The sequence below is a fragment of the Nonomuraea sp. LP-02 genome, from assembly GCF_036289125.1.
Lineage (GTDB): Bacteria > Actinomycetota > Actinomycetes > Streptosporangiales > Streptosporangiaceae > Nonomuraea > Nonomuraea bangladeshensis.
On sequence record NZ_JAXCLK010000001.1, the window covers coordinates 4,548,385 to 4,572,617 of the forward strand.

Below are 24,233 nucleotides of genomic sequence, written 5' to 3' on the forward strand. Positions count from 1 at the left end.
CCGTTACACCACCATGCGACTGTCCAAGGTCTTTTTCCGCTACCGACGGCGTGACCCCTTCGTCATCCAAGGGGCGGACGCCGAGCTCATGCCCGGCGACATCGTCGAGCTGACCGGGGTGAACGGCGCGGGCAAGTCCACCCTGCTGCGGCTGCTGGCCGGTCTGTCCCGGCCCACTCAGGGGACGATCGGCGAGCGGCCAGCGGTGGTCGGGTTCGCGCCGGACCGGTTTCCCACGGGGCAGCCGTTCACGGTGGCGGCGTACCTGCGGCACGTCTCCCGGATGCGCGGCGGGGCCCGGTGGGAGCCGTGGGCCGAACGACTGCACATGGAGCACCTGCTGGCCACTCCGCTGGGCGAGCTGTCGAAGGGCGGCGGGCACAAGGTGGGGCTGGCGCAGGCGCTGATGGCCGACCCCGGGCTGCTGATCATGGACGAGCCGTTCGCCGGCCTGGACGCCGCCACCCGCGCGGTGCTGCCGGACCTCGCGACGGAGGTGGCCGGGCGGGGCGGCATCGTCGTCGTCAGCGACCACCAGGGCGGCCTGCGCGCGTTACCGGCGCTCCGGCACTGGACGGTCGCCGACGGCCGCCTCCACGAGCTCTCCTCGCCGGTGCCGGTCTCGGACGAACTGGTCACCGTGGCCGTACAGGTGCCCGCCGGCGAGCTGCCCCGCTTCCTCGCCCGGATGCGCGGCGAGGGCTATCCGGCCCGCGAGATCGAGGAGTCCGCCCGATGACGGCGCTCACCGTGTTCCGGCTGGCCGCCTATGTCCGCTCGCACCGCGTCTTCCAGAGCCTCTTGCTGGTCCTCGCCCTGCTGGCGATCCTGCACAGCAGCCGGGCGCCGCGCGGCGAGGAGGCGGGCGTGCTGGCCGACGCCGCCGTACTGATCGTCCCCGTGCTGGCCTGGTCCGCCAGGAGCCTGCTGGACACCGAGCCCGACCGGCAGCGCGAGCTGTCGGCGGTGACGGTGGGCGGCCGGGGCAGGGAGGTGGTGGCGGGCCTCGTGGCGGCGCTGGTCGCCTGCGGAGCGCTCGCCGCCGCGGGACTGGCCGCGGCGCTGCTGCTCGGCATGAGCGCGCGGCCCTCGCCCGGCGTGCTCGCCACCGGCGTGGCGATGCACGGCCTCGCGGCGCTGACCGGCACCGCGCTGGGCGCACTCACCAGCCGGGCCGTCGTCCGCTCGCCCGCCCTGTCGATCATGGGGCTGGTCCTCGGGTTCCTGCTGATGCTGCTGCTCAGCGCCTCGCCGGCCTACTGGCTGACGGTGCCGCTGGTGGTGTGGATGCGCGCGGCCAACGACGGCGACCTGGTCGCCCGCTTTCCCGAGCTGGCCGCCGTCTCGCTCGCGTGGTGCCTCCTCGCCCTGACGTGGTACGCCTGGCGCCGCCTGAGGCACTGACCGGGTGTGGGGCTATTCGGCCGCGGCGAGCTGGCCGCAGGCGCCGTCGATCTCCCGTCCGCGCGTGTCGCGCACGGTCACCGGCACGCCGTGGAACTCCAGCCGCCGCACGAACGCCCGCTCGTCCTCCGGCCGCGACGCGGTCCACTTGGAGCCGGGCGTCGGGTTGAGGGGGATCAGGTTGACGTGCACCAGTTTGTTCTTGACCAGCTTGCCGAGCAGGTCGGCCCGCCACTCCTGGTCGTTGATGTCCTTGATCAGCGCGTACTCGATGGAGACGCGCCGCTTGGTCCTCGCCGCGTACGCCCACGCGGCGTCCAGCACCTCGGCCACCTTCCACCGGGTGTTGATCGGCACCAGCGTGTCACGCAGCTCGTCGTCGGGCGCGTGCAGCGACAGCGCCAGCGTGACCGGCAGCCCCTCGTCGGCGAGCTTGCCGATGGCGGGCACCAGGCCGACGGTGGAGACCGTCACGCCGCGCGCCGAGATGCCGAGCCCGTGCGGCGCCGGCTCGACCAGCCGCCGGACCGCGCCGATGACCTGCTTGTAGTTGGCCAGCGGCTCGCCCATGCCCATGAACACGACGTTGCTGACCCGCCCGGGACCGCCCGGCACCTCGCCGGCCGCCAGCGCCCGCGCGCCCGCCACGACCTGCTCGACGATCTCGGCGGTGGACATGTTGCGGGTCAGGCCCGCCTGTCCGGTGGCGCAGAACGGGCAGTTCATGCCGCAACCGGCCTGCGAGGACACGCACATCGTGACCCGGTCGGGGTAGCGCATGAGCACCGACTCGACCAGCGCCCCGTCGAACAGCCGCCACAGCGTCTTGCGGGTGGTGCCGCCGTCGGTGGCCAGCTCGCGCACCGGGGTGAGCAGGGTCGGCAGCAGCGCGGACAGCTTCTCGCGGGCGGCGGCGGGCAGGTCGGTCATCGCCGAGACGTCCGTCGTGAGCCGCTCGAAGTAGTGGCGCGAGAGCTGGTCGGCGCGGAACGCCTTCTCGCCCAGCTCGGTCACCGCGGCCCGCCGCTCGGGCATCGGCAGGTCGGCCAGGTGCCGGGCGGGCTTGGCCCGTCGCGGCGCGACGAAGGTGAGCTGACCTGGGGGCTGGGACACGTTGCTGCCTTTGCTTCGGGTATGGGGACCAGGGTAATCAACGTCAGGGACGGAGGTGGCATTCCTGGTCAGCGTACGGCTCGCGTCATGGTCTCCGCCCGATCTACAGTGCACACGTATGGCGATTTTTCGGTCGGCGTCCGGGGAGGGTGGCGCCGAGGTGGTTCTCGCCGTCGGCAACCCGTACGGAAGCCGCACGCTCGTCGTCGAACGGGACGAGGACGCCTCGGTAGCTTACCTGTGCTCGCCCGACGGCACCGTCCACGGCGCCGTCTGGCTGGCCAACCACCGGCCCGCCCCGGCGGTCGTGGACCTCGCCCGGATCAACTCGGGCCTGCCGCCGCTCATGCCCCGGCCCAACACGCTGCGCCCGGAGGGCCGCCGCCCGCTGGGGCAGCTCAGCGCGCTGTGGTTCGAGGAGGGCGACGGCGTCGCGCTGTACGAGGACGACGAACTCCTCGCCGTCATCCCCGGCTGGGCCGACATGAGCCGCGGCATGCCCGGCTATGCCCGGGACGCGGTGGGCGAGTCGCCGTTCGCGTGGGCGCTGTCGGAGGCGCTGGAGGGGCTCGAACCCCGGATCGCCAATGCCCGCTCGTACTGGCGCTGGCGGCACAGCGAGGGGTCGTGGCCGTCGTTCCAGCAGTTCGTGATGGGGCACCTGGACCGGGTGCTCGGCCCGGCCGGACGCTACTGGGACGCGAGCGGCGAGCGGCTGCCCACGGTCGGCATCACCGAGCGGCCGCCCCACGGCAAGCGCGGCTACACCGTGCTGTCCACGGTCGGGATGAGCTGCCAGCGCATGCCGACGGTCGAGCAGTGGATCGACAAGCCCGGCGCGTACGCCAGGATCGAGCTGGCCGTGGCCACCCGCGACGACCCGAGGGACGCGGCGCTGCTGCTGGTGTGGCTGGCGCAGTATCCGTGGCACTCGGTCACCTGGCTGGGGCACGCCCACACCGCCAGGTGGTATCACGAGCCGGAGACGTTCCCGCTGGGGCCGCGGTATTCAGGGGTGCTGATGCTGGCCGACGCCCCCCACATGCCTGACATGTCAGGATTCGCGTTCGGGGGTGAGGCGGTCCGGTGGCTCTGGCTGACGCCCGTCACCGCCGAAACCCTGGACACCCACCATTGACAGGGAACGTGCTCAGAAGAACAGCGTCAGCAGCAGCCAGACCGGCACCAGCGTGGTGACCAGGGAGTCCAGCCGGTCCATCAGCCCGCCGTGCCCCGGCAGGATCGTGCCGAGGTCCTTGATGCCGAGATCCCGCTTGATCATCGACTCGATCAGGTCGCCCATCGTCGCCAGCAGCGCGCCCAGCGCCCCGATCAGCGCGCCCTGCCAGAGCGCCCCGCCGAGCAGCCACGTCACCAGCCACGCCCCGACCGCCGTGCACGCCACGAGCGATCCGGCGAAACCCTCCCAGGTCTTCTTCGGGCTGATGACCGTCATCTGGTGCCGGCCGAACAGCACGCCCGCGGCGTAACCACCGATGTCGCTGGCCACGGTCACCGCGACGAAGATCAGCACCCGGTGGGCGCCGTCCTCCTCCCGCAGCAGCAACGGCACGAACGCGGCCAGCATCGCGGGATAGAAGAGCGTGAACACCGACGCCGTCGCGTCACGTACGTAGCCGTCGGTCCCGTCGCTGAACATCCGCCAGGTGAGCAGCACGAACGCGAACACCGCGAAGCCCGCCAGCAGCCACACCGGCCCGCCCCAGTAGGCGCCCGCCTGCATCGCCACGAGCCCCGCCAGCACCGGCGCGGCCGGGACCTTGATCTCGCGCAGCGCGAAGGCCTTGACCAGCTCCAGCACGCCGACGCCGACCGCGCCGGCGACGACCAGGAGGAACAGCTCCTTGATCGTATAGATCGTCCCGAGGACGAGCGCCCCCAGGATCACGCCCACGGCGATCGCGGCAGGCAGATTCCTCCCGGTACGGCTGCCGCCGCTCGGGCTGGTGCCGGCCGTACGTTCTTCCACTGCAACTCTCCATAGGGCCACGGCCCTCGCCGGGGGGCGAGGGCCGTAGGGCAAGACCCGCTGACCCGGCGGACCACCCGGAGGCGGCCGCCGTACGGGTCGCCGGGGGGCGATCCGGGCCGGGGCGCGCCGCTCAGACTTCGAGCAGCTCGGCTTCCTTGTGCTTGAGCAGCTCGTCGATCTTGGCGACGTGCTTCTGCGTCAGGTCGTCCAGCTCCTTCTCGGCGCGCCGGACCTCGTCCTCGCCCGCCTCGCCGTCCTTGACCAGCTTGTCGAGGGCGTCCTTGGCGGTGCGGCGGATGTTGCGGATGGAGACCTTCGCGTGCTCGCCCTTGTTCCTGGCGACCTTGATGTACTCCTTGCGGCGCTCCTCCGACAGCTCGGGGAACGTCACGCGGATGACCTGGCCGTCGTCGGTCGGGTTGACACCGAGGTCGGAGTCACGGATGGCCTTCTCGATCGCGCCCATCGAGCTCTTGTCGTAGGGCTGGATCAGCACCATGCGCGCCTCGGGCACGTGGAACGACGCCAGCTGCTGGATCGGCGTCGGCGTGCCGTAGTACTCGGCGCTGATCTTGTTGAACATCGCAGGCGTGACCCGGCCCGTGCGGATGGTCGCGAAGTCCTCCTTCGCGACCGAGACGGCCTTGTCCATCTTTTCCTCGGCTTCGAGGAGGGTTTCGTCGATCACAGCGGCTCCCTGTCGTCTTCTGGCTGGCGGTGTCGGGCTCGCTCCGTCATTTCCCCGCGGGACTCACCAGCGTGCCGATTTTCTCACCGCGTACCGCACGCAGGATGTTGCCCTCGCCCATCAGGTCGAAGACCACGATCGGCAGGTCGTTGTCCTTGCACAGGCTGATCGCGGTGGCGTCCATGACCGCGAGGTCACGCAGCAGCACCTCGCCGTAGTCGAGGTGGTCGAACCGGACCGCGTCCGGGTTCTTGCGCGGGTCGGAGTCGTAGATGCCGTCCACCTGCGTGCCCTTCAGCAGCGCCTCTGCGCCGATCTCCAGGGCGCGCTGTGACGCGGCGGTGTCGGTGGAGAAGTAGGGCGAGCCGAGCCCGGCGCCGAAGATCACGACGCGGCCCTTCTCCAGGTGCCGGATCGCGCGGCGCGGCAGGAACGGCTCGGCGACCTGCTGCATCGTGATGGCGGTCTGCACGCGGGTCTCGACGCCCCTGCGCTCCAGGAAGTCCTGCAGGGCCAGGCAGTTGATGACCGTGCCCAGCATGCCCATGTAGTCGGCGCGGGCGCGGTCGATGCCGCCCTGCGACAGGGTGGCGCCACGGAACATGTTGCCGCCGCCGACCACGACGGCGACCTGCACGCCCTCCTTGACCGCCTCGGCGATCGAGTCGGCGAGATGGTCGACGATCGTCGGGTCGATGCCCAGCGGCTCGCTGCCGGCGAACGCCTCGCCCGACAGCTTCAGCATCACCCGCTTCCACCTCAGATGGTTGGTGGGCGGATGTGGAGATGAGTCGGCCGCCGTCCGTGTGGATTCGTGGGCTGACTCCCGGTGGTCCTGCACGGCGGCGGCCTCCTTCATTCGGTGGATCGATCCTGGCTTCTCGGCGTGCCTGATGGTGGCTTGCCTAAGCCTAAGCCTGACCGACCTTGAAACGGACAAAGGCGAGGACCTCGACGCCGTTCTCCTCGGCGTACTTGCCGACGCTCTTCTTGTTGTCCTTCACGAACGCCTGCTGGAGCAGCGTGAAGTCCCGGTACCAGCCGTTCAGGCGGCCGTCGACGATCTTGCCGATGGCGGCCTCCGGCTTGCCCTCCTCGCGGGTCATCTCCTCGAAGAGCTTGCGCTCCTTCTCGACGACCTCGGACGGCACGGAGTCGGCCTTGAGGTACTGCGGGGCCATCGCCGCGGCGTGCTGTGCGATGTCCTTGGCGACCTCGGCGTTCGGCTTGTCGAGCTGCACCAGCACGCCGACGGCCGGCGGCAGCGCCGGGTCGGTCTTGTGCATGTAAGCGCCGATGTAGCCGCCCTCGAGAACCTGGTAACGGCGGATCTCGATCTTCTCGCCCAGCGCGGCGTTGGCCTCGTCCAGGTGCTGCTGGACGGGCTTGCCGCCCAAGGAGGACTCCAGCAGCGTGGCCACGTCGGCCGGCTTGGTCTCCAGGATGTGCGCCACGACCTGGGAAGCCAGGTCCTGGAAGCGCTCGCCCTTCGCCACGAAGTCGGTCTCGCAGTTGAGCTCCAGCAGCGCGGCGACCGAGTCGCCGTCCTGCTTGAGCGCGACCAGGCCGTTGGAGGCGGTGCGGGCCTCACGCTTGCCCACGTCCTTGGCGCCCTTGAGGCGCAGCAGCTCGACGGCGCGGTCGAAGTCGCCCTCGGCCTCCTCGAGCGCCTTCTTGCAGTCCATCATGCCGGCAGCGGTGATCTCGCGAAGCCGCTTGACGTCGGCCATGTTCACGGAAGCCATTGCTCTTTTTCCTCGTGGGATTTCGTCGTCGTCATCGTGGTCATCGTGGTCGGATGGACGGGCCGGGATCGGTCCGTCCGCCCTTTGTCGTCGGTACGGCAGGCGCGCGCCGTACGGGCCGTGCAGGAGCCTTCGCGCTGCTCCGGCGTCCTTGTCCGGCGCACTTGCCCGGCATGCCGTGCGGTACGCCGGTCCGGTGTGCCGTGCCGTAGGCCGGTCCGGCTCGCCGTTCGGGCGGGCTGCTCCGGCATCCCGGTCCGGGCCTCCGGTGTCAGGCACCGGGGCTGGTGGGCGCCGGGTCGTACGGCACCGGGCCTGGGCTGGTCGCGGCTGCTCCGCTGCCATACTGCCCAGCCTCGCCCCGCCGTACCGCCCAGCCCCCAACCGAGAGGCTCCGGCTACGAAGCTCCGGCGGGAGCTCCAGCCGAGGAGCCACCGATCGGAACCCCGACCAGAAGCACTAGCTGCAAGCTCCGGTCGGAGGCCCCGGCCAGCAATCACCGGTTGCGAGCCCCGGCCAGAAACCATCGGCTCTGAGCTCAGCCCGAAAGCCGAGCGACAACCCGTACCTCTGCCGGCCTTGCGACCCAGATGGCCAACCGATCCGTAACCCAGCCGACCTCCCGGCCGCCTGCGCAGGACCAGCAGCTCCTGGTTCGCCGTTCAGCGGACCGCCGGTCAGTAGTGCACCGTGATTCAGATGTCAGCTGACCCGAGCCCGGGTATCACCCCTGGCCCAAGCCATCGTGCCCGCGCCCTGGACTGACCCGTAAGCCTGAGCCTCAAGCCCGGACCCGTAAGCCCGAGTTCCCAGCCTCAGCCCGAACCCCGAGCACCAGCCCCGAACCCGGGCCCTCGCCCGAACCTCGAACACCAGCCCCGAACCCAAGCCCTTGCCCGAACCCCGAACGCCAGCCCTGGGTCCTGGGCCTCAGCCCGAACCCGGGCTCTCGCCCGAACCCCGAGCGCTGACCCGAGCCCGAGCCCGGAACTATGCCCGAACTTCAGCCCTTGCCTCATACGCCGGCCCTTCGCTCCGAGCCTCAGCCCGAACCCTGGACCAGAGCCTTCGCCCGAGTGAGAGGCGACGGCCGTACCACCCCCGAAGCGGCGGCGGCGACCGTCACCATCCACACCCGTGCCCAGCCCGCGCCTGTGCCCGTGCGTTACGTGCGGGTCAGGCCTGCTGCTCGGCGTCGCCCTCGGCAGCCGGGGCGGCCGGAGCGCTCTCCTCGGCACCGGCCTCGGCGCCGGCCTCAGCAGCCGGAGCCTCGGCGGCAGGAGCCTCAGCAGCGGGCGCCTCAGCAGCCGGAGCCTCGGCGGCAGGAGCCTCGGCGGCGCCGGTGCCCTGCTCGATGAGCTCACGCTCCCACTCGGCCAGCGGCTCGGCGGCAGCGGGCTTCTCGTCGCCGCGAGCGGCGCCGGAGCGGGCCATGAGACCGGCGGCGACACCGTCGGCGACAACCCTGGTCAGCAGGCCGACGGCGCGGATGGCGTCGTCGTTGCCCGGGATCGGGTAGTCGACCTCGTCGGGGTCGCAGTTGGTGTCGAGGATCGCGACGACAGGGATGCCAAGCTTCTTGGCCTCGCTGATCGCGATGTGCTCCTTCTTGGTGTCGACGACCCACACCGCGCTGGGCACGCGGCCCATGTCACGGATGCCGCCGAGCGTGCGCTCGAGCTTGTCCTTCTCGCGACGGCGCATGAGGAGCTCCTTCTTGGTGAGCCCCGAGCCGGCGACGTTGTCGAAGTCGAGCTCCTCGAGCTCCTTCAGACGCTGCAGCCGCTTGTGCACGGTGGAGAAGTTGGTGAGCATGCCGCCCAGCCAGCGCTGGTTGACATACGGCATGCCGACGCGGGCGGCCTGCTCGGAAATGGCCTCCTGAGCCTGCTTCTTCGTGCCGATGAACAGGATCGTGCCGCCGTGGGCGACCGTCTCCTTGACGAAGTCATAGGCGCGGTCGATGTAGGAGAGCGACTTCTGCAGGTCGATGATGTAGATGCCGTTGCGCTCGGTGAAGATGAAGCGCTTCATCTTCGGGTTCCAGCGCCGGGTCTGGTGACCGAAGTGAACGCCGCTCTCGAGCAGCTGTCGCATGGTGACGACGGGGGCCATCTGCTGGTCCTCCAGGTCTGGGCGCCCTGCGGATGGGCGCGGTTCTCGGTTGTGCCGCGGCAGCGCGTTGTCTGCCGCCCTGATGCCCCGAACCCGCTCCAGCCGGGCACTGGGCCCGGACCGATGGGGCGGTCCGCAATGGGGCATGCGAAGTTGGCCTGTGGCTACAGGCCACCGAAAAGTCTACCTTGCACACCGCCCCCGCCTGACCGCCGGAGGTCAAACGCCCACCACCACTCCCCGGAGGCTCTTTCCCCGTATCTCCGGGGAAGCCCCTCTCCCCGAACTCCCGGGGAAGCCTCTCTCCCCGAACTCCCAGGGAAGCCTCTCTCCCCGAACTCTTGGGAAAACCCTCTCTGGCCCCCCGCGGGTCCCGCGCCTTGCCTGGCTTTCCTGGACATTTCAGGAAAGCTCCCCAGGGCTCCGCCCGGAGACGCCTCACCCCGGCGAGCCCTCTCCCCCCGCTTCCCTCCCCACCCGTTCCGCCGCAGCGCCGCGTTGCGCGAGCCCGTGATCCTCGGTCGGCAGCCCGGGAACCGGCCTCGTGATCACGGGAAACAGGTTGAGCTGCACCTCGGCCGCCCTCGCCCCGTCCGGCACCCCGGTCTCCTCCCGCCTCCGTACGGCATACGGCTCGATCAGCTCCTGGATCGCCCTGTAGAGCCGCGTCAACTCCTCGGCGGTGACCTTCACCCGCGTCCGGTGGAACACCGTCGCGTCCTGCCATTCCTCCGGCTCCGTCTCGACGTTGGCCAGCGCCCGGTCGGCCTCCCGGTTCGCCTCCCGCCGGAACGCCGTCATCAGCGCGACCTTGGCGTCCCGCACATCCGGCTGGTCTTCTGGCAGCAGGCCCACGCTCAACTGCTTGCCGACGGCCCGCCACAGCCGCTCCCGCCCGTCGCCCCTGGGCGGCGCGTCCTCCACGAACCCGTACTTGGCCAGCATCCGCAGGTGATAACTCGCGGCGCTGGGCGTGATGCCGGCGATCTCCGCCACCTCCGTGGCGGTCGCGCTCTCCTCCACTCCGAGCCGGTTGAGGATCTGCAGCCGCGCGGGATGGGCCAGCGCCCTCATCGCTTTGGGATCGCTGAGCCCCTCGAAGTCCGCAGTCATGCGCCCAAGGTACCCGGCCCACTCACCAACTCTGAAACATTGCTTTCAGAACTCTGAAGGGATACCTTCATAACTGTGAAGCGAACCCTTCAGACCTCGCCTGCCTCCCCCCTGCCGGCACCGCCGCCCCTGCGCAGGCAGCGCGACTACCGCCTCCTCTGGACCTCGCGCACGATCTCGATCACGGGATCGGAGGTTTCCAAACTGGCCATCCCCCTGACGGCCGTCACGCTGCTCACCGCCAGCCCGACCGAGATGGGTCTGCTGACCGCCGCCGCCCCACTCCCGGCGCTCCTGTTCGGCCTGCAGGCCGGCGCGATCGTCGACCGCCTCGTCCGCCACCGGCCGCTGATGATCGCCTGCGAGCTCGCGGCCTGCGCCGCCGCCGCGTCGGTCCCGCTGGCCTGGCTCCTCGGCCTGCTGAGCGTCCCGTGGCTCCTCGTGGTGGCCCTGGTGATCGGCACGGCGGCGGTGCTGTTCAAGTCCGCGAACTTCTCGTACGTCGCCGGAACCGTCCCGCCCGCTCAGCGCGTCGAGGCGATGGCCGGTCTCCAGGCATGCCACTCGGTGGCCTCGGTCGGCGGCCCGAGCCTCGCCGGTCTCCTCGTCCAGTTCTTCACGGCGCCGCTGGCCGTTCTCGCGGAGGCGATGTCGTTCCTGGCCTCCGCCCTGCTCCTCCGCTCCATCCGTACGGAAGAACGGAACGAGCCCGCCCCCTCCCGCGGCATGTGGCGCGACGTCACCGAGGGCCTTCGCTCCGTCCTCACCCACCCCACCCTGCGCGCCCTCCTCGGCGCCGGCGTGACGATCAACTTCTTCGCGATGGCGTACGTGGCCGTCTACATGCTGTACATGGTCAACACCCTGGGCATCCCCAAGGGCCTGATCGGCGCCCTCATCGCGATGAGCGGCGTGGGCGGCCTGGTGGGCGCCTGGCTCACGACCCGCCTGACGAAACGCTACGGCGAGAACCGCATCCTGCTCGTCACCGTGATCTTCTTCCCCTTCGAGGTCCTGACGGCCGGCCTCCTGAACGGCCCCCTCTGGTGGAACGTCACCGCGATGACCATCGTCGGTCTCATGACGGGCGGCGTCGTGGTCGCCTTCTCCACCTGCCTGGGCGTCATCACTCTCCGCGAGACCCCCCAGGAGCTGCGCGGCCGCGTGAACGCCACCATGACCTTCGCCGTCCAGGGCGTCCTGGCGCTGGGCGGCCTGGCGGGCGGTGTCGTCGCCGACCAGATCGGCCTGCGCCCGGTGATCCTGCTGTGCGCCGCCGGCATGGCCCTGACGACGTTCTGGATCTGGCTCTCTCCCCTACGCCCCCGCACTCCCGAACGCCCTCACCCCACACCCGCCCCCGCCACCAGCCCGGACCCCAGCGCTCTGACCCGCGACCTCACGTCCACGAAACGCCATCTCTGGCCCTGACCGTTCACACCCGTGTGCCCCGACCACCCCACCGCCCACGCCGCGAGAACGTAGATCCGCCGGACCACCGCCACAACACATGCAAGCAGCTCCCTCCGACAATTCCGGGCACGCAAGCCCCGCACACACCGCCGCAGCAGACACGGACCCCACATCCACGGATGCAGCAGCTACGAGCCTCAAGCCCACCAATTCGGTGGACCACGAGCCCGCGTATCCACAAGAGCAGCGGGCCGTGAACACCTTCATCCACAGAACGCCGTTCGCCGCCACGCCCCCGCTGCACCCTGGCGGAAACTCCCGCCATGCACTCTCACTCCACAAGCAACCAGGCTTCCGTCCTCCGCCGTCGCCCCACGCCGAACGAAACCCGCCCTCCGCGCTTCCATCACATCGCCGCTTTCCTCCTCTTGCTCCTGCCGACCACGCTCGTCGCCCCGCTCCTGGCAACCACGCTCATCGTCCTGACCGCTCCCCCGGCCAGAGCCTCACCTCCGGCCTGGCGCTGGCCCCTGGACGGCCACCCCCGCGTCCTGCGTCGTTTCACCCCGCCTCCGGAACGCTGGCTGGCCGGCCATCGCGGCGTCGACCTGGCGGCACCGCCATCCACGCCTGTCCTGGCAGCGGGCGCCGGCACGGTCCGCTTCGCCGGTCCGGTGGGAGGAAAGGGCGTGGTGACGATCGACCACGAGGGAGGCCTGCGGACGACGTACCTGCCGGTCACCCCCGCCGTAAAACGAAACCAGCTTGTCACCCCCGGCACCGAACTGGGCCTGCTCCAAACCCCCAACCCGCACTGCCCGGAGTCCTGCCTCCACTGGGGCCTCCTACGCGATTCCCGCTATCTGAACCCTCTTCTCCTCCTCGGCCAAGCCCCCATCCGCCTCCTCCCTTTCTGGCCCGCACCACCCCAAGCCATCACTTTCTCGAAGAAGCCCCGCAGCACCACCGCACCGCGACCTCCCACACGATTCCGAACGCGCGGCAAAACCGACCACCCCAACCCGCCACCGCCCAAAACCACGGGTCCGGACAACTACCGCCTGAGCAATTCCACCTCACCCACCACCGCCACCCCCATCGCGATCTCACTGCCCGTCGCCATACTCACCGCGCTTCTCCTGATCATCGGCCTGCATCACCGCCGCCACCATGGCCGCACTTCAGACAGCCGGCCACCCCGCCCAAACAGCGGCCGGCATCGCAAAAGACATTCGGGCACCCACGGGATCAGGGCCAACAGCAAGCACCGCAAGGGCGCCCGCAGCCATGACGACCACCCGCGTCATCTACGCCCCTGAGGGTGCCGATCGCACCAAAAATCAGCAAGGCAAAAGCGTGACCCGCCACGCCCGCTCACCGTAGATCGCGCTGAAATCCCTGGCCGCGATTCCGAACCCCACTCCTCCCCGCTCCTGAACGACCCGCCAATCCGCTCGCCGGCAACATCCGGTCTGCATCAATGGCGTCAGTCACGCCCTGGGATGAGCCTGCTTGTACGCCGCCCGCAGCCGCTCGATCGAGACATGGGTATAAATCTGCGTGCTGTTCAACGACGCATGCCCAAGGAGCTCCTGCACACTTCGCAGATCCGCCCCGCCCTCCAGCAGATGAGTGGCCGCACTGTGCCGCAGCCCGTGCGGCCCCATGTCGGGAGCGCCCTCGACCTGCGCCAACGCCGCATGCACCACCCGCCGAACCGTCCCCGCGTCGATGCGCCCTCCCCGTACCCCGAGAAAGAGCGCCGGCCCCGAACCCGCCCGCACCCAGAGTGGCCGCCCATTGATGCACCACTGATCCAGCGCGCGGAGCGCAGGCAACCCGAACGGCACTGAGCGCTCCTTGCGCCCCTTCCCCATGACGCGAACGACGTGCCGATCCCGGTCCACGTCATCCACGTCGAGCCCGCACAGCTCACTCACCCGGACACCGGTGGCGTACAACAGCTCAAGAATCGCCCGATCCCGGAGTTCCTTCGGCTCCGCGCCGGAGGCCGAATCCATGACTTCCTGCGCATGTTCCTGATCGAGCACCTCCGGCAAGTCCCGTGGCGCCTTGGCACTCCCCAACAACAATCCGGGATCCGCGTCCAGCCACCCCTGCCGGTGACAGTAGGCGGTGAAAGTCCGGGCACAGGCCGCCCGCCGCGCCAAGGTCGCGCGCGCTTTCCCAGCGTCATGCTGTTCGGCCAGCCACTCCCGCAACACCGCGATATCGAGGTCCTCAATGGAACCATTCAGGTGATCGAGCAAGCTGCTGACATCAGTCAGATAGGCACGCACCGTGTGCGGCGAAAGATCCCGCTCAAACCGTAGGTACCGCCCGAACGCCCCAAGAACCTCGTCCCTCCCCAAGCCCGCCCCTCCCGGCCGCAGTAACCACAAACGATCGTGCCACCCCAAGCCGCCCCCAAACCCCACTTGCCACACGCCCCCACAACGTCACGCCGCCTCTCCCCCTGCACAACATCGCGACGCCCACCTCAATCGGATCATCGAGGAGGCCGCCGCCCCGCAGGACCAGCCTGCAACGGCGCCCGACACCAGTAGCCCTACCAGCTCAGCCGCCACCCACTCGGCGCCGCCACTGCAGCAAACGCCATCCCAGAGGACGCCGGACGGACTGCACACTTTCACCTCGGCCGCTCCGTCCCAGACCGTCGGACAGCCCCCGGGACACATCGGACACCAGAGGACGGACTGTGCTACCTACGCCCCAGCCCGTCCCATGCCTCTGGACAGACCCAGGTAAGCCGAGATGCCGGAGAACAATCAGAGGGCGGTTCGAGGGTTTATGCCCCTTTCGTCGTGAGGAGGGCTGGTCAGCCGACCCGCTACGGGGCTGCGGACGCGGCTGAGCGAACAATCCTGACTCGGTTTCGATGAGGATGCCCTTGCTGACCAGGCGCTTGAGCCGCGCCCTGCTGAGTTCAGGGGGTGGGACGGTCAGCCTGATCGTAGGCGTGGCGGGCTGCTTCGACGCTTGCCAAATGAACGTCGGACCATTGGGTGAGCGTGGCGAAGACTGGGCTGAGGGTGCGGCCGAGATCGCTGATCTCGTATTCCACCCGAGGTGGGATCTCCGCGTGGTAGGTGCGGGTGATGAGTCCGTCGCGCTCCAACTGCCGGAGCCGCTGCGTGAGCACCTTCGGGGTGATGGCGGACAGGCGGCGCTGGATCTCCACGAACCGCTGCCGCCCGTGTTCCTTCAGCACCCACAGGATCGGTGTCGACCACCGGCTGAACACCAGGTCCACCACGGGACTGATGGGGCATGCCTCGATCGCTTCGACGGATCTACGCATCACGTCTCCTCCGACGCTCTCAAGAGAAGTCACTATCCATTAGGAACCTACTAGCCAAAGGATGTTAGCTTCCCATTCGCCGGCCGATCCGGTGACAAGGAGGAACGACATCATGTCCGCGCTCAGCCTTCCCGCCCGTACCGGTGACCGTCCCGAGACCGGCCCGTCGGTCCCGCACGTCCAACTCAGCCAGAACAGCCCCGACCAACTGCGCGAGCAACTCAAGCAGTGGATGACCGACCACCTGGACGGAGCCGTCATCCGTCCGAGCGAGATCTCCGAACCGGGGTCGCTGGCCTTCTTCCTCGACGACACGCTTCCGCCGGCCGGGGTGGTGCTGCTACCGCCGCGTTTGAACGCCGAATTCGTCCACGTGCACCCTGACGGCAGCCTGCACCTGGCCCTCTCCCAGGAAGACCAGCATGAACTCATCGCCAAGGGCTGGGGCGAGCGGCACCCGCTCTATTCACCCACGATCAACGTCGTGATGCTCTACGGCCCGCGCACCGACGACGAACTGGAGATCGCCAAGACCGTCCTTACGGCGTCCTACCGTTACGCCACCGGCCACGACCTCGGCATTCCCGCCGCCGAGGCGACCGGCGAACCCCGCCCTGGGACCCCGGACGCGGTGACAGGCTGACCAATGGCCTGGCTCTGGGCGCGCGAAAGTGCCGGCTGCGCGAGGCGGGGCGATGGCCAGGCCAGGTGGACGGCCACATTGACTTCTTGCCGGTCACCCTCGGTTCAGAGTGTTCCTTGGTGGAACCGGGTGTCGCTCGGGTTCATTTGTGTTGCAGGCCGTGCGGAACTCTGGGGAACCCTCGTCAGGGGTGGGGAGGTTGTGTTCGCGGCGTACGAGGTCGTCCTCGTCGGGGAAAGGCGGGTCCTGGGATGGATCTGCGTCGACGTCGATGTGCGGGGGTTCGAGGGCAGCGGAGTCGGGAGCCTTGCGGTAGGAGGTCGTTTGCTTGCGGAGGCGCCAGCCGTCTGCGGAGCGTTCGATGTAGCCGGCGGCGGCGAGGCCGCCCAGGGCGCTGAGGGCGGTGCTCAAGTTCACGCCGGCCGCGACCGCTATCGAGGCCGGGCCGGCGCCTTTCCGAGTAGGTACGGCGTCCAGCACCCTCTTTGTCACGTCGTTGAGCTTGTCTCGGGCGACCGCCGGAGTGCGGGGTTGCGAGACCAAGTCATCGCCCATCACGCCGACGAGGTCGATGATCTCCTCAGGGGAGGTGACGCACACCGCCTTGCGTTCGCGGAGGAGGCGGTGGCACCCGTCCGACAGGCGGGAGGTGATGGGGCCAGGCACGGCGGCCAGGTGCCGGTTGAGCGCAAGGGCGTGGGTGGCGGTGTTGAGGGCGCCGCTGCGCAGGGCGGCTTCCACCACCACGGTGCCTCGCGACAGGGCTGCGATCAGGCGGTTTCTGATGAGGAAGCGGGCCCGGGTCGGGTGCATTCCTGGTGGGCATTCGCTCACGATCACGCCCTGGTCTCTGATCTTGGCGAACAGGGTGTCGTGGCTGCTCGGGTAGCAGACGTCGACACCGCAGGCCAGCACGACGACGGTCGGGGAGCCGGCGGTGAGTGCTCCCCTGTGCGCGGCGCTGTCCACGCCGAAGGCGCCGCCCGACACGACCGTCCAGCCGGACTCGCCGAGGCCGACGCCGAACTCCGCCGCTATGTGCATGCCGTACGCGGTCGCTGAGCGGGCGCCGACCAGCGCCACGGACTTGAGGCAGGAGAAGCGGAGGTCGACCGCGCCCCGCAGCCAGAGACCGAGGGGACGGCTCGGGCCGAGTTGGTCGAGTTGAGTGGGCCATTCGGCGTCGCCGGGGACGATGAGGCGGGCGCCGCATCTTTCGCCGTTCTCGATGTCGGCGGCCGGGTTGGAGGCGGCCAAGCGGGCGTGCCAGGCGTTCAGACGGGCTGTCAGCTCGTGGCGGGGGCGGTCACGTTGCGTCATCTCCTGCTCGATGAACTCGGGCGGGAGGGACCGGGCGCGGATCGCGTCCGCCGCCGTGGCCGCTCCGTATCGCGCCACAAGGCGGCCCATGATCGGGTCACCTACGTCTGCGGCGCGCATCAGCGCGGCGCGAGCTGCGTGCTCGGATCGAGCGGACATGGCTGCCGGAACCGGCGTTGGTGCAACGATGGTCGGCTCTGGTGCTGACCGGTCTCGTGGCGTGAGTGACCCTGTCGGCTCGCATGCCTGCGGTGGCGCTGTCGTCGGCTCTGGCCCGGGCTGATCCCGTGGCGTGAGTGACCGTGCCGGGGCACATGCCTGCGGTGGCGCTGTCGTCGGCTCTGGCCCGGGCTGGTCTCGTTGTGTGCGCCGTATCGGCTCGCATGCTTGCGGTGGCGCTGTTGCGGGCGCGCGCTGGTGGGTGCTCTGTGGGGGGAGTCGTTCTGCGGCGGCGGCACCGGGCGCTGGTTGGAATGACCGTACCGGCTCTGATGTGGATGCGGCCGGAGGGGATGGCGCAGGCGGTCGGGCGCTTCCGGACGACGTTGATTGGCCGCTCGGCGTGCGCCGCCGGACGGTGAGCGGCTCGGTGGAGAGGGCCGGTAGCTTCTCCTGGGGCGAGACGGCCGGTTGGGCGGGGCGGGCTGCGACGGAGGGCTTCTGAGGGTGGAGGAGGCGGGCGGGGGTGCAGGGGGTGTTGTGCATCAGGACGTCGCTCCGAGCCAGAAGTGGAGGGCGGTGGTCGTTTCGTCTTCCCCGGGGCGGTCCTTGTCGGCCAGGTCGGCCAAGGTCCAGGAGACGCGGACAGCCCGGTCGAGGCCACGGGCGGTCAGGGTGCCTGAGTCCAGGCAGGCGGTCATAGGCTTCATCGCCTTCGGGGGCGGACGGTAGTCGCCGTGCAAGACCGACGAGGGGACCTCGGCGTTGGTACGCCAAGGGGTGCCGCTGAGGCGTTTGGCGGCGCGGTCACGAGCCGCGAGCACGCGTTCGGCCACCGTTGCGCTCGATTCGGTGAACTGGCGGTCGGCCAGCAGCTCGCGCCTGGATGCGCGGGCGACGGTGACCTTCATGTCGACGCGGTCAAGGAGCGGGCCCGAGAGCCTGCCGAGATAGCGGCGTCTCACGGTCGGGGAGCACTTGCAGGTTTCACCTTGGTCGTCGCTCTGCGCACAGGGGCACGGGTTCGCCGCCAGGACGAGCATGAATCGGGCCGGGAACGTGACCGAGCCAGCCGATCGCGACACCGTCACGCGGCCGGATTCCAAGGGCTGGCGCAGCGCGTCGAGGACATGGCGGGGGAATTCGGGAGCCTCGTCCATGAAGAGGACGCCTCTGTGGGCCAGGGAGACGGCTCCGGGGCGTACGACCGCGCTGCCGCCCCCGATGATCGCTGCCGAGGTGGCCGTGTGGTGCGGAGCCACGAACGGCGGACGGCTCAGCATGGGCGCGCTGGGTGGCAGGATGCCCGCCACCGAGTGAATGGCGGTCACCTCCAGCGCGTGGTCCAGCTCCAGGTCAGGCAGGAGGGTGGGGAGGCGTTCGGCCAGCATGGTTTTGCCGGTGCCGGGCGGGCCGAGCATCCACAGGTTGTGGCCGCCGGCGGCGCATACTTCCAGAGCGCGGCGGGCCACCGGCTGGCCGACGACGTCCGCCAGGTCCAAGGCCGGGCTCGTGGACGGAGTCCTGGGCTCGGTGAACTCTTCCGGTTCGGGCTCGGGCGCCTCCTCATGGCCCTTGCGCAGCCACTCCACCAGTTGGCGGAGGCACGCCATCGGGATCACTTTGACGTCGGGGACCAGGGACGCCTCCGCGGAGTTGGCCGAGGGGACGACGACCGTGGCGTCTCCATGGTTCGCGGCGCCCAGGACGGCGGGCAGGACGCCGCGTACCGGTCTGATGCGGCCGTCGAGGCCCAGTTCGCCCAGGAAGAACGGATCCGCGATGCGCTCGGCCGGAACCACGCCCGCGGCTCCCAGGATCGCCATCGCTATGGCGAGATCGAATTGCGAGCCACGCTTGGGGAGGGTGGCCGGGAACAGGCTGACGATGATACGGGCGTCGGGCCACGGGTATCTGCTGTTGACGACCGCCGACCTCACTCGGTCGCGGGCCTCGCTCAGCGCCGTGTCGGGTAGGCCGATCAGGTGGATGCCGGCCAGGCCGTTGCCCACGTCGGCCTCGATCTCCACCGTACGGCCCGTCACGCCGACCAGGGCCACGCTGCGGGTGCGCGCCACGGCCATCAGATCACTCCCCGGATGTGGCGCAGGGCGAAGTCGCCGGCGAAGCGTTCTATGGCGATGATGTCCACTCGTACGGAGTCGAAGGCGCGGGCCTGGGCGGACAGCCACTTGGCGGCGAGCGCGCGGAGTTTGGAGAGCTTTCTGCGGTCCACCGACTCCAGGGCGGTGCCGTGGGATCGGCCTGAGCGGGTCTTGACCTCGACGACGACGAGCGTGGGGCCGTCTTCGGCGAGGATGTCTATTTCGCCGTGGCGGCAGCGCCAATTGCGGTCGATGATTCTCATGCCCTTGGCTTCCAGGTAGATCGCGGCCAGTTGCTCGCCCTGTTTGCCGAGTTCGTCCTTCTTGGCCATGTGGTGCCTCCGTCCGAGGGTGTTGCTTTGGATGCGTCGGGCTCGACCTTGGCGGAGGCGGGGTGGGTGTCGTGCGGCCGAGCGGGGTTCTGGGGATAGGGAGTGCAGAGTCTTGCTGGCTGTGGATAACGGGGCAGCCGGTGGGCCTATGAGGAGGCTGCTGCGCCGACCGGTGGTTGAAGGGTGGGTGTAGTGCCGTACCGGCCGAGAGCGATGGCGGAGTCCGTGAGCGCGGTCAGGGGCACGCCTTCGCGGCCGTATAAGTGGGAGCAGAGGGCGGCGAGCACGCTGACCTGACGCAGAAGCGACGCCGGAAGTGCGATGCACAGGACTGGCGGCGGAACTGCTTCCTGGATGCTCGTGCCGCGCGGATAGCGCGGGCTGGCATTCGAGGGCGCGCCGACGGGAGGCGCCGGAGTTGGCGATCGAGGGCGCGCGCGAGGGTAAGGCGACGCGAGGCGTGCGGACTGGAACTCAAGGGTGTGAGGGTGCAGAAGAAGGGCGTGAGCCCCGAAGAGGTGCGAGCGCGTAGCGCCAGAGGTGGATGCGGCAACACACCCGGAGGCAGCACACGCGGAGACAGTGGATATTGATTTGCTCAGCCGGGAGATGGCGTTAAGGCGACGCGGCCGTAGCAGAGGGCGATGGCCGACGGCTCGATGCGGTGCCTCACGGTGAGGCTAGGTGAAGGGCTCTCGCGGCAGAGGTAGCAAGGCACTTGCATGAAGGACGCTACCGGCGTCGTGGAGTTGCAGCCACGCTGAACTGGGGCGGGGGCGGGAATGCCTGCGGTCGGGTAGCGCGGTCATGGTCGTGCTCACGGTCGGAGTCGGGTGGCGGTCGCGATCGGCGGTCGGAGTCGGGATGGGCTCGCGGGGTCAGCTCGCGGTCGGCGCTTGGGTCGCCGTCGGCGGTCGGAGCCAGCCCGCGAGTCGGCGGTCGGAGCCGTCGACGGTCGGCGGTCAGTGCTTGGTGGTCGTGCCTAGGGCCGGGAACCAAGTCGCGGTCGGCTCAGGTCGTCATCGGGGTCGGGCCGCCGTACGGGGGCGGTCACCATTGGGGTCAGACCGCTGTCGGCGACCGGTGGTCGTGCCTAGAACCGGAGACGAGGTCGCGGCCAGCGCTCGGGTCGCCATCGGGGTCGGGCCACCGTCGGGGGCGTACCGCCGTCGTCGGTCGGCGGCCGGCAGTCGGCGGTCGGCGTTCGTGCTCAGGGCCGAAGACCAAGTCGTGATCGGACGCGAGAGTCAAAGGCGAGTCGCGAGCGGAGGCTAGCCGCAATCGTGGTCAAAGGCGGAAGCAAAGGCCGATCGGAGGCGGAACCCGACGGTGGCGAGAACCCGACGGTGGCGAGAACGCGGCGGAGGCGACGGCACGGGCATGATCTGGGACACCATCACGGGCTGAGATCGAGGGTGCCACCACCGGCCGGGGTCGCGGGCGACGTCATGGGCGGGATCGAGGTGAGGGTCGGCGTCGGGACCGGACTGTGCGGCGGCCTTCCCGTCCCCTTCAGGGCAGCGCCGACCAGGATGCAGGTGCCGGATGGGCGCGACGAGTCCGACAGCCCCCGCATGACACTGCGAGGCGGACATCACCCCGCTCCAGGCGTCCCGCACCAACCAGCCAGCCGACCGGCCGGCCCCGCTACCCGGAGAACCCTTCCTTGGGCATCTCGAGATCGGCCTTGGCCAGTTCTTCCACGTTCACGTCCTTGAACGTGACCACCCGCACGTTCTTCACGAACCGCGCCGGCCGATACATGTCCCACACCCAGGCGTCCTGCATCTTCACGTCGAAGAACACGTCGCCGTTCTCGGCGGTGCGGACGTCGAGGTCGACCGAGTTGGTCAGATAGAACCGCCGCTCGGTCTCCACGACATATGTGAACAATCCGACGACATCGCGGTATTCGCGGTAAAGCTGCAGCTCCATCTCGGTTTCGTACTTTTCGAGATCCTCTGCGCTCATCGCGGTCCTCCTGTCGTACCGGTCCCCCGGTTTGCCTGCTCAGGCAACCCCGGCCCCCATTTCATTCTCACCCATCTCCCTGGCCACCGTGACGAAGGAGTAACGGTGGTCCGGGCACGGGCCGTGCGCCGCCAGCGCCAGCCGATGTCGCGGTGTGACGTACCCCTTGTGCTCGGCGAAACCGTACTGCGGGTAGCGCTCGTCGAGCGTCACCATCAGCCGGTCCCTCGTCACCTTGGCCACGATGGACGCGGCCGCCACGCACGCGGCCACCTGGTCCCCCTTCCATACGGCCAGTGACGGCGCCGGAAGCCCCGGCACCGGGAAACCGTCCGTCAGGATGTACTCCGGGTCACAGGGCAACTGCGCGACGGCTCGCCGCATTCCTGAGACGTTGCACTTGTGCAGACCTTTGGCATCGATCTCCCCCGGCGGGATGATCACTACGCCTACGTGGGAGACGCGCACGATGCGCTCGTAGAGGTGTTCGCGCACGGCCGGGGTCAGGAGCTTGGAGTCGCCCAGGCCGTCGATCTGCTTGCGCAGGACGACGGCCGCCACCACGAGCGGGCCGGCGCAGGCGCCGCGGCCGGCCTCGTCGACGCCGGCGATCGGGGTGAGGCCCCGGCGGGCCAGTGCCCGTTCGTAGGCGTAGAGTCCGGAATCGCGCCGGACGACGCTCGGTCGAGGGCGGAACGCAACTGTCATGACAGAGGCAGCGTACGCCCCATTCGCCGCAACCCGCGACCGAAAGTCCGTCTACTTGATTTTGTCGAAAGTGTCGGGACGGGCGAACAAGTAGCCCCGCGACAGCGGCCAGTAGCGCACCACGGCCTTGCCGATGACGTCGTTCTCCGAGATGAAGCCCCCGCCGGGCTCCGCCATGTGGGCCCGCGAGTCGGCCGAGGCGCTGCGGTGGTCGCCCATCAGCCACAGCTTGCCGACCGGCACCGTGACGTCGAACTTGTCGCCGGAGGCGAAATCGCCGGGATAGAGGTAGGACGTCTCTTCCAGCGCGGTGCCGTTGACCGTGATGCGCTTCTTGGAGTCGCAGCACTTGACCTGGTCGCCGCCGACGCCGATGACGCGCTTGATGGTGTCCTCGCCGTTCCAGCCCTTGAACACCACGATGTCGCCGCGCTCCGGCTTGCCCGAGAGCTTGTTGACGAACACGCGATCGTTGATCAGCAGCGTGTTCTCCATGGACTGCGAGGGGATGTAGAACGAACCGACCACGAACGCCTGCAGCAGCAGCGCGATCCCCACGCCGAGGATCAGCAGCAGCAGCGTCTCGCGGAAGCCGCCCTTCTTCTTCTCTTTTCCCACGCCCTCCGCCTTCTTGGTGACGGCCATCAGCGCTTCCTCAGGCGCCGGCGCCGACGGACCAGGACCAAGGGTACGGCCAGCCCGAACCCGGCGACCAACGGGACCGCCCCGCCCAGCGCCTGGAGCGCGGGCTGCGCGAAGGTGTCGGGGATCTCCAGCACGCGGGCCCGGTCGAAGGGCCAGACGATGACGAAGGCCCGTCCGATGACCTGGCTCTCGGGGATAGAGCCGCCGCCGGGGTCGCCCGTGTGGGAGCGCGAGTCGAGCGACACCGACCGGTGGTCGCCCATGACCCACAGCCGCCCGGGCGGCACGGTGACGTCGAAGAACCGGTCGGAGGGCACGTTGCCCGGATAGAGGTAGCTCTCCTCGTCGATGGGCGTGCCGTTGACCGTGATGCGGCCCTTGGAGTCGCAGCACTTGACGTGGTCGCCGCCGACGCCGATGACGCGCTTGATGTAGTCCTTCTCGCCGGGCACGATGCCGAAGGCCGTGCCGACCCATCGGAAGAACCCTTCGACCGGGTTGGACGGCTCCTCCATCTGGAACTCGCCGTCCCAGGAGTCGACGCCGGAGAAGACCACGACGTCGCCGCGCTCGATGTCGCGCGTGTGGTAGACGAGCTTGTTGACCAGCACCCGGTCGTTCTTGAGCAGGGTGTTCTCCATCGACTCCGACGGAATGTAGAACGCCTGCACCACGAACGTCTTGATGATCAGGGCGAGCACCAAGGCCACTACTACCAGAACGGGAAGTTCTTTCCAGAACGACCCCTTCTTGTCCTTCTTGCCGCCCTTGGCCGGTTTCTGAGTCTCTTCCGCGACCACGTCCACCTCGTCCTCGACAGGGCGGCGCGCCGCGCCGTGCTCCTGGCTCTCGCTAGTCATCGCTGACGAGCCTAGATGATGTGCGGGCTCGACAAGCCTCGACCGACGTTACACCCACGCACGGGTCGCTCCACATAAAAGAAACGCCGCTGTAAAAACCGAAAGCCCGTGCCACAAGGGCACGGGCCACGGAAGAGACGAAGGGCGCTTACTTGGCGGCCGTGGTCTCGCGCTTCTCGCGGATGCGGGCGGCCTTGCCGCGCAGGTCGCGCATGTAGTAGAGCTTGGCGCGGCGCACGTCGCCACGGGTGACGAGCACGATCTTCTCGATCACCGGGCTGTGCACGGGGAAGGTGCGCTCGACGCCGACGCCGTAGCTGACCTTGCGGACGGTGAAGGTCTCGCGGGCGCCGCTGCCCTGCCGGCGCAGCACGAAGCCCTTGAAGACCTGGATGCGGGACCGGTTGCCCTCGACGACGCGTACGTGGACCTCGAGCGTGTCACCGGGGCGGAAGTTCGGCACGTCGTCGCGCAGGCCGGCCTTGTCGAGCTCCTGGATCTTCGTGTGCATGAGAGTCATTCCTCAAAGTTCGGGGGCACGCGGAGGTCCACTCGGCCGAGCTCTCACGAGCGCGGCAGCGAA

The 24,233-nt window shown here is 69.3% G+C and carries 23 protein-coding genes; 6 read left to right on the forward strand and 17 right to left on the reverse strand.

The window, feature by feature from the left end:
- Window positions 1-13 precede the first annotated feature (13 nt).
- Together SMD20_RS21060 and SMD20_RS21065 are read left to right on the forward strand one after the other, a co-directional pair.
- The gene (locus tag SMD20_RS21060) at window positions 14-739 is read left to right on the forward strand and encodes an ABC transporter ATP-binding protein (protein ID WP_329583763.1); all 726 of its coding nucleotides are present in this window, start codon (window positions 14-16) and stop codon (window positions 737-739) included.
- Window positions 736-1,404, forward strand: coding sequence for a hypothetical protein (locus tag SMD20_RS21065; RefSeq protein WP_329583766.1), 669 nt, complete (start codon window positions 736-738; stop codon window positions 1,402-1,404). The genes SMD20_RS21060 and SMD20_RS21065 overlap by 4 nt, the downstream gene beginning before the upstream one ends.
- A 12-nt stretch (window positions 1,405-1,416) precedes the next feature.
- Here SMD20_RS21065 and rlmN read toward each other — a convergent pair whose 3' ends face one another.
- Window positions 1,417-2,517 carry a 23S rRNA (adenine(2503)-C(2))-methyltransferase RlmN gene (rlmN, locus tag SMD20_RS21070; RefSeq protein WP_329583769.1) on the reverse strand — a complete coding sequence of 367 codons (1,101 nt, stop codon included), beginning with the start codon at window positions 2,515-2,517 and terminating at the stop codon, window positions 1,417-1,419.
- A 118-nt stretch (window positions 2,518-2,635) separates the two neighbouring features.
- Here rlmN and SMD20_RS21075 point away from each other — a divergent pair, with 118 nt between their 5' ends.
- Complete coding sequence (locus SMD20_RS21075; protein WP_329583772.1) at window positions 2,636-3,655, forward strand: suppressor of fused domain protein; 1,020 nt, start codon at window positions 2,636-2,638, stop codon at window positions 3,653-3,655.
- A gap of 12 nt (window positions 3,656-3,667) precedes the next feature.
- Here the strand turns inward: SMD20_RS21075 and SMD20_RS21080 are convergent, their stop codons facing one another.
- From SMD20_RS21080 to SMD20_RS21105, 6 genes are all read right to left on the reverse strand, one after another.
- Entirely contained in the window at window positions 3,668-4,507 is an 840-nt protein-coding gene (locus SMD20_RS21080) for a phosphatidate cytidylyltransferase (RefSeq protein WP_329583775.1), read from the reverse strand.
- Between the two features lie 133 nt (window positions 4,508-4,640).
- Window positions 4,641-5,198, reverse strand: a complete 558-nt coding sequence (gene frr / locus SMD20_RS21085; RefSeq protein WP_329583778.1) for a ribosome recycling factor — start codon at window positions 5,196-5,198, stop codon at window positions 4,641-4,643.
- A gap of 46 nt (window positions 5,199-5,244) precedes the next feature.
- A complete protein-coding gene (pyrH, locus tag SMD20_RS21090) occupies window positions 5,245-5,943 on the reverse strand; it encodes a UMP kinase (protein ID WP_020545359.1) in 699 nt (232 codons plus the stop codon).
- Window positions 5,944-6,109: 166 nt separating this feature from the next.
- Window positions 6,110-6,943, reverse strand: a complete 834-nt coding sequence (gene tsf / locus SMD20_RS21095) for a translation elongation factor Ts (protein ID WP_329583781.1) — start codon at window positions 6,941-6,943, stop codon at window positions 6,110-6,112.
- 1,177 nt (window positions 6,944-8,120) lie between these two features.
- Complete coding sequence (rpsB, locus tag SMD20_RS21100; protein ID WP_329583784.1) at window positions 8,121-9,059, reverse strand: 30S ribosomal protein S2; 939 nt, start codon at window positions 9,057-9,059, stop codon at window positions 8,121-8,123.
- Between the two features lie 438 nt (window positions 9,060-9,497).
- Window positions 9,498-10,172: an ArsR/SmtB family transcription factor gene (locus SMD20_RS21105; RefSeq protein WP_329583786.1), complete on the reverse strand. Its 675-nt coding sequence runs from the start codon at window positions 10,170-10,172 to the stop codon at window positions 9,498-9,500.
- A gap of 75 nt (window positions 10,173-10,247) precedes the next feature.
- Here SMD20_RS21105 and SMD20_RS21110 point away from each other — a divergent pair, with 75 nt between their 5' ends.
- Together SMD20_RS21110 and SMD20_RS21115 are read left to right on the forward strand one after the other, a co-directional pair.
- Window positions 10,248-11,603, forward strand: coding sequence for an MFS transporter (locus SMD20_RS21110; protein ID WP_329583789.1), 1,356 nt, complete (start codon window positions 10,248-10,250; stop codon window positions 11,601-11,603).
- 305 nt (window positions 11,604-11,908) lie between these two features.
- Complete coding sequence (locus tag SMD20_RS21115; protein WP_329583791.1) at window positions 11,909-12,904, forward strand: M23 family metallopeptidase; 996 nt, start codon at window positions 11,909-11,911, stop codon at window positions 12,902-12,904.
- Between the two features lie 171 nt (window positions 12,905-13,075).
- On the opposite strand, the gene SMD20_RS21120 is transcribed toward SMD20_RS21115, so the two are convergent.
- Complete coding sequence (locus tag SMD20_RS21120; protein ID WP_442942491.1) at window positions 13,076-14,032, reverse strand: tyrosine recombinase XerC; 957 nt, start codon at window positions 14,030-14,032, stop codon at window positions 13,076-13,078.
- 500 nt (window positions 14,033-14,532) lie between these two features.
- Window positions 14,533-14,907 carry a winged helix-turn-helix transcriptional regulator gene (locus SMD20_RS21125; RefSeq protein WP_329583794.1) on the reverse strand — a complete coding sequence of 125 codons (375 nt, stop codon included), beginning with the start codon at window positions 14,905-14,907 and terminating at the stop codon, window positions 14,533-14,535.
- Between the two features lie 112 nt (window positions 14,908-15,019).
- On the opposite strand from SMD20_RS21125, the gene SMD20_RS21130 reads away from it, so the two are divergent.
- Window positions 15,020-15,550, forward strand: coding sequence for a luciferase domain-containing protein (locus SMD20_RS21130; RefSeq protein WP_329583796.1), 531 nt, complete (start codon window positions 15,020-15,022; stop codon window positions 15,548-15,550).
- Window positions 15,551-15,643: 93 nt separating this feature from the next.
- On the opposite strand, the gene dprA is transcribed toward SMD20_RS21130, so the two are convergent.
- The 8 genes from dprA to rplS all read right to left on the reverse strand — a co-directional run bounded on the left by dprA (window position 15,644) and on the right by rplS (window position 24,161).
- A complete protein-coding gene (gene dprA / locus SMD20_RS21135; RefSeq protein ID WP_329583798.1) occupies window positions 15,644-16,960 on the reverse strand; it encodes a DNA-processing protein DprA in 1,317 nt (438 codons plus the stop codon).
- Window positions 16,961-17,574: 614 nt separating this feature from the next.
- Window positions 17,575-19,113 carry a YifB family Mg chelatase-like AAA ATPase gene (locus SMD20_RS21140; protein ID WP_329583802.1) on the reverse strand — a complete coding sequence of 513 codons (1,539 nt, stop codon included), beginning with the start codon at window positions 19,111-19,113 and terminating at the stop codon, window positions 17,575-17,577.
- Window positions 19,113-19,466 carry a YraN family protein gene (locus SMD20_RS21145; protein WP_329583803.1) on the reverse strand — a complete coding sequence of 118 codons (354 nt, stop codon included), beginning with the start codon at window positions 19,464-19,466 and terminating at the stop codon, window positions 19,113-19,115. The genes SMD20_RS21140 and SMD20_RS21145 overlap by 1 nt, the downstream gene beginning before the upstream one ends.
- Window positions 19,467-21,113: 1,647 nt before the next feature.
- Complete coding sequence (locus SMD20_RS21150; RefSeq protein ID WP_026215037.1) at window positions 21,114-21,437, reverse strand: DUF2469 domain-containing protein; 324 nt, start codon at window positions 21,435-21,437, stop codon at window positions 21,114-21,116.
- Window positions 21,438-21,476: 39 nt separating this feature from the next.
- Window positions 21,477-22,145, reverse strand: coding sequence for a ribonuclease HII (locus tag SMD20_RS21155; protein WP_329583805.1), 669 nt, complete (start codon window positions 22,143-22,145; stop codon window positions 21,477-21,479).
- A 51-nt stretch (window positions 22,146-22,196) separates the two neighbouring features.
- Window positions 22,197-22,790 carry a signal peptidase I gene (gene lepB / locus SMD20_RS21160; RefSeq protein ID WP_329583806.1) on the reverse strand — a complete coding sequence of 198 codons (594 nt, stop codon included), beginning with the start codon at window positions 22,788-22,790 and terminating at the stop codon, window positions 22,197-22,199.
- Entirely contained in the window at window positions 22,790-23,650 is an 861-nt protein-coding gene (gene lepB / locus SMD20_RS21165) for a signal peptidase I (RefSeq protein ID WP_329583807.1), read from the reverse strand. Before lepB (SMD20_RS21165) ends, lepB (SMD20_RS21160) begins: the two co-directional genes overlap by 1 nt.
- Window positions 23,651-23,798: 148 nt before the next feature.
- Window positions 23,799-24,161, reverse strand: coding sequence for a 50S ribosomal protein L19 (gene rplS, locus SMD20_RS21170; RefSeq protein ID WP_091093485.1), 363 nt, complete (start codon window positions 24,159-24,161; stop codon window positions 23,799-23,801).
- Window positions 24,162-24,233: the final 72 nt, after the last annotated feature.